Genomic DNA, 945 nt, shown 5'->3' on the forward strand with positions numbered 1-945 from the left:
ACCTGGAACAGCGGCGTGTGATCAAGCGCCCGTGGCGGCTGCACGATCTCCACCACCTGCTCGAATGGCAGGTCCTGATGCTCCTGCGCCCCCAGGGCCGTGCGCCGTGTCCGCTCCAGAAGCGTCGCCACGTCCGGCCCGCCCGACAGGTCCACCCGGAGCGCCAGCGTGTTCACAAAAAAGCCGATCAGCTCCTCGATCTCGCGCCGGCCGCGGTTGGCACTCGGCACCCCGATCACAATGTCGTCCTGCCCCGACAGACGCGAGAGCACCGCCGCCCAGCCCGCCAGCACCGTCATGAACAGCGTCGTGCCATGCTGACGGCCCAGCCGCCTGAGTTCCCGCGTGAGCTCCGCATCGATCTCCACCGGCACCGTGGCGCCGGCAAACGACTGGCGCGCCGGGCGCGGCCGGTCCGTCGGCAACGCGAGCATGGACGGCGCGCCTGACAGGGCCTCGCGCCAGTACTGCGCCTGACGCTGCAGCCGCTCCCCGGAGAGCCATTGCCGCTGCCAGGCCGCATAATCGGGATACTGGATCGCCGGCACCGGCAGGGGATCGGCCTGTCCGGCCACGAACGCCCGGTACAGGCAGCCCAGTTCCCGTACCAGCACCCCCACCGACCAGCCGTCCGAGATGATGTGATGCTGGGTCAGCAGGAAGACGTGTTCCTCATCCGACATCCGCACCAGACGCCCGCGGATCAGCGGCCCGCGCGCCAGATCAAAAGGCGTGCACGCCTCTTCGGCGCACAGCGCCACAAGCGCCGCCGCTGCATCCGGCCGCTCCCGCAGGTCGTGCTCCAGCACGGGCAGGCCCGTGCCGGGCGGCAGGATCTCAACCCGGGGCCCCTCCTCCGCATCAACGAAGACGCTGCGCAGCGCCTCGTGGCGCGCATACAGCTGATCGAGGCTGCGTCGCCACGCCGCGCGATCCAGCCTGCCC

General features: G+C 70.6%; 1 protein-coding gene. It reads right to left on the reverse strand.

Annotated elements, in window-relative coordinates:
* A partial coding sequence (locus tag AB4Y34_RS41735; RefSeq protein WP_368719291.1) for a condensation domain-containing protein occupies nucleotides 1-945 on the reverse strand: 945 nt, incomplete at both ends.

Source organism: Paraburkholderia sp. BR10954 (genome assembly GCF_040965775.1).
Taxonomy (GTDB): Bacteria; Pseudomonadota; Gammaproteobacteria; order Burkholderiales; family Burkholderiaceae; genus Paraburkholderia; species Paraburkholderia youngii.